The 4316-nt window shown below is 72.2% G+C and carries 3 protein-coding genes; 2 read left to right on the top strand and 1 reads right to left on the bottom strand.

The features are described 5' to 3' along the window. Window positions 1-61: 61 nt before the first annotated feature. Window positions 62-730, bottom strand: coding sequence for a hypothetical protein (locus ACFWE2_RS24730; protein WP_377226859.1), 669 nt, complete (start codon window positions 728-730; stop codon window positions 62-64). A gap of 129 nt (window positions 731-859) precedes the next feature. Between ACFWE2_RS24730 and ACFWE2_RS24735 the strand changes: the two genes are divergently transcribed. Both ACFWE2_RS24735 and ACFWE2_RS24740 read left to right on the top strand, forming a co-directional pair. Next, complete coding sequence (locus ACFWE2_RS24735; RefSeq protein WP_377226860.1) at window positions 860-3010, top strand: DEAD/DEAH box helicase; 2151 nt, start codon at window positions 860-862, stop codon at window positions 3008-3010. 44 nt (window positions 3011-3054) lie between these two features. Then, window positions 3055-4316, top strand: a 1262-nt coding sequence (locus ACFWE2_RS24740; protein ID WP_377226861.1) for a DUF418 domain-containing protein, incomplete at its 3' end; no start/stop codon positions are given.

The following is a 4316-nucleotide window of genomic DNA, read 5'->3' on the forward strand; positions in this document are numbered from 1 at the left end:
GGATATTCGCCCCTGTATGACGCAGATGGGGGCGAATATCCAGCACTCAACGGGGTGTGGGTCAGGACTCCAGGCGTTTCGCCTCGGTCTCTGTCTCGTCCGCCTCCTCGTCGCGGCCCTCCTTGCGCAGCACGCTGGTGAGCGAGCGCATGGAGGCCGCGGCGTCGGACTTCGCGAGGTCCGAGGACGTCCCGCGCAGCTTGCCCCACAGGTTCATCGCCTCCTCGGCGACCTCGAGCACCTGCGAGCGCTCCTTGCCGCCGATCGCCGACGTCGTGAACGTCTCCAGCGCGTGCTCGAGCACCTCCCGCTGCTTGGTCGGGTCGTCGTCGTCCAGGCTCTTGTAGAGCTGGACGGCCTCGCCGACGAGCTTGGTCGCCGGCTTGTCCTGCTCCTTCGCCGCGGCCTGGCTGCCGAACGACAGCAGCGCAACGGCCAGCTTCGACACGGTGCTGCCGGCCTCGCCGGGCAGCTTCTCCGCGCCCGAGACCACCAGCTCGTGCAGCCTGGCGGCCGTGCGCGTCTCGAGGTTCTCCTCGCGCGCCGGCGCCTCGTCCTGATCCGGTGCCGCCACCTGCCCCGATCCTGCGACCTGTGCCGGCGCCCCGTCACTCTTGCTCTCGCTCTCGACGGCGGCCGGCGCCACCTGCGGCGTCACCTCGGCCGTCGTCTCCCCTGCTGCGGTGACCTGCTCCGCCTGTGCCTGCTGCGGCAGTGCGTCCGTGCTCACTCGTTCCTCCTGTCCACGGTGCGACGAAACTACCAGAACGGGCGTTCAGTCCCGGTATGCACCGCCGCGCCGGTACGACGACGTGTGCGAGTACCTCGCAGCGGCACGCACCCAGTACCGTCAGCCGCCATGGAGACCTGGTCACGCGCCGCTGCCCGCGAGCTGCTCGAGGAGGCCCGTACCCGGCATGCCCTGGGCTCGGGCACGCTGACCGAGCGCGGCGCGGCCCCCGAACGGGTGCGCACCGCGTACCGCGCCGCCCGGGACGCCCGGGTGCTGGCGGAGCTGGCAGAGGTGCCCGTCGACCGGATCCGCGAGGTGAGCACCGGACGCGTGCGGGTGGGACTCGTCGAGGCGGCCGGGTTCCGCACCGTGGCCCAGGTGCTGCGCGCCGACGACGAGGAGCTCGACGCGATCGCCGGCGTCGGACCCAAGACCGCGCGCCTGCTCCGTGAGGCCGCCCAGCAGATCTTCGACGCCGTCGACGACGCGCTCACCTTCCGGATCGAGGCCGACACCGCCGACCCGCTCGCCACCGGCCTGGTGCGCGCGCTGCACACGCACGAGCAGGTCGCCCGGTTCTTCGACGCCTGGGGCGAGCGGCTCGACGTCGACGTCCCGCGGCTGGCCGACCTGGCCGAGGTGGGGGTCCTGCGCGGCACGCTCGTCAAGCGGTTCTTCGCCGGCCGCGAGCGCAACGCCGCGGCCGACTCCGCACTGACCACGCTCCGCGAGACGGTGGACGGGCTCGACGACTCGGGCGTCACCGACGCCCTGCGCCGGCTGGACCGCACGCTGACCGGCACGTCGGACGCGGAGGTGTGGCGGGACTACGAGGCCCGCGCCGCCGCCTACTACACCGCGCTGGGCGAGTTGGTGGACCTCGGCGTCGACGTCGAGGCGGCGGAGGGTTACCTGCCGGAGGACGTCGTCGACCAGGTCTCGGCCCAGGACCTGGACACCTCGCTCCTGACGGTCTCCCTGCGCGGGTACCAGGCGTTCGGCGCGCGGTACGCGCTGGTGCAGCGGCGCACGATCCTCGGTGACGAGATGGGGCTCGGCAAGACGGTCCAGGCCATCGCCGTGATGGCGCACCTGGCCGCCCGGGGCCGCAGGCACTTCCTCGTGATCTGCCCGGCGAGCGTCGCGGCGAACTGGGCCCGCGAGGTCGCAGCCCACTCCCGTCTCGCGGTCCGGGTGCTGCAGGGCGACGGACGCGACGCAGGCATCCGCGCCTGGGTCGCCGACGGCGGCGTCGGGATAGTCACCTTCCCGCAGCTCGGGCACCTGCGTGCCGCCGGGCTGCCCCGGCCCGCACTGCTCGTGGTGGACGAGGCGCACTACGTGAAGAACCCCGCCGCGCAGCGCTCGGAGCGGACGGCGGCCTGGGCCGGCGCCGCCGAGCGCGTGCTGTTCATGTCGGGCACGCCCATGGAGAACACCGTCGACGAGTTCCGCAGCCTCGTGCGGTACCTCAAGCCCGACGTGGCCGACTCGATAGACCCTGCGGCGGGCCTGGCGGGCGCCGCGGCGTTCCGCCGGTCGGTCTCGACGGTGTACCTGCGGCGCAACCAGGAGGACGTGCTCACCGAGCTGCCCGAGCTGGTGCAGGTGGACGAGTGGGAGCGGTTCGGCAAGCACGACGGCGCCGCGTACCGGCGGGCCGTGCTGAAGCGTTCGTTCGCGGACATGCGCCGGGCGGCGTTCGTCCAGGCCCCGGAGCCGACGGCGAAGCTGGTGCGGCTGCGCGAGATCGTCGCCGAGGCGATGGACAACAACCGCAAGGTCGTCGTCTTCTCCTTCTTCCGCGACGTGATCGAGACCGTGCTGGCCGAGCTGGGCCCGCTCGCCATCGGCCCCATCACGGGGTCCGTCCCCGCGCGGCGGCGGCAGGAGCTGGTCGACGAGTTCACGCAGGCGCCGGAACCGAAGGTGCTGGTGAGCCAGATCGAGGCGGGCGGCGTCGGGCTCAACATCCAGGCCGCCTCCGTCGTGATCCTGTGCGAGCCGCAGGTCAAGCCGACGGTCGAGGCGCAGGCCATCGCGCGGGCGCACCGGATGGGTCAGGTCCGCACCGTGCAGGTGCACCGGCTGCTGATCGAGGACAGCGTGGACGAGCGGCTCCTGGAGATCCTCGGCACCAAGGCCGAGCTGTTCGCCGAGTACGCGGGCCGCTCGACGGTGGCCGTGGCGCCCGGCGCCACCGACGTCGCCGACGCCGAGCTCGCCCGGCGCATCGTCGAGGAGGAGCGCGCCCGGCTCGCCGAGCCTGCCGCGTAGCCTCTTTGGTCGCCGTCGGGCCCCCGACCTGCTGAGATGGACCCATGTCCACCACAGCCCTGACCAGGGGCCCTGTCCAGGCCTCCGAGCGGTCGCCCGCGCCCGACCTCGCGCGCGGCTTCATGCTCCTGCTCATCGCCATCGCGAACACGCCCTACTACCTGTGGGGCAGCGAGACGAACCCTTGGGTGTCGCACCCCGTCGACGGCTCGGCCCTCGACAAGGTCGCCGACTTCCTCATCATCACGCTCGTGGACCTGCGGACCTACCCCATGTTCGCGTTCCTCTTCGGCTACGGCATGATGCAGCTCTACAACCGCCAGGTGTCCTCCGGGACGCCGGAGGTAGCGGCGCGCAAGCTCCTGCAGAAGCGCAACTGGCTCCTGCTCGGGTTCGGGTTCGTGCACGCGGCGCTGCTCTGGATGGGCGACGTGCTCGGCGCGTACGGCCTGGCCGGACTGCTCATGGTGTGGCTGTTCTTCGAGGTCAAGGACCGCACGCTGCTCGTGTGGACCTGGGTCTTCGGCGGCCTGCTGGCGATCGGCACGGTGCTTGCCGTGATCGGCTCGTACTTCACCGCTCAGATCCCCGCGGACGACCCGATCGCTCGGTCCATCCTCGCGGACACCACCGGCCCGTCCGCGGAGTCGATGGCGTCGACCTCGTACCTGGTGTCGATCTTCGAGCGCCTGGGCTTCTGGGTCTTCGGGACGATCGGCCAGGGGCTCCTCTTCCTCGTCGTCCCGATGATGCTCCTGCTCGCGTTCTGGGCCGGCCGACGCCGCATCCTGGAGCACCCCGGCGAGCACCTGCCGCTGCTGCGCCGGGTGGCGGTGGTCGGCATCGCCGTCGGCTGGCTCGGCCCGCTGCCGGCCGCGCTCGACCACGTCGGCGTCCTCGCCGTGCCCGACCACGCGGCCTGGGTCTTCCTGCCCGTGCAGATCCTCACCGGCTTCTTCGGCGGTCTGGGCTACGTCGCCCTGTTCGGTCTCATCGGCCATCGTGTCGCCCTGCGCCGCAGCGGCGCGCCGTCGAACAACCTGTTCACGACGGACGGGCCGTTCGCCGGCGCCGTCCAGGCGGTGGGCAAGCGGTCGCTCACGTCCTACCTGCTGCAGTCGGTGCTGTGCGCACCGATCCTGGCGGCCTGGGGCCTCGGGCTCGGCCAGTACCTCACCTCGTGGAGCATGCTGCTGTTCGCCGTGGGCGTCTGGGCGCTGACCGTGGTGTTCGCCGTCTGGCAGGAGCGCACCGGCCGGCGCGGGCCCGCCGAGGTGGCGCTGCGCCGGCTCGTCTACGGCCGGCC

Source organism: Promicromonospora sp. NPDC060271 (assembly GCF_042726755.1).
Classification (GTDB): domain Bacteria; phylum Actinomycetota; class Actinomycetes; order Actinomycetales; family Cellulomonadaceae; genus Promicromonospora.

Coding starts and splice junctions, on each gene's coding strand:
- ACFWE2_RS24735 (WP_377226860.1), top strand. CDS start 860: ATGGAGACCTGGTCACGCGCCGCTGCCCGCGAGCTGCTCGAGGAGGCC.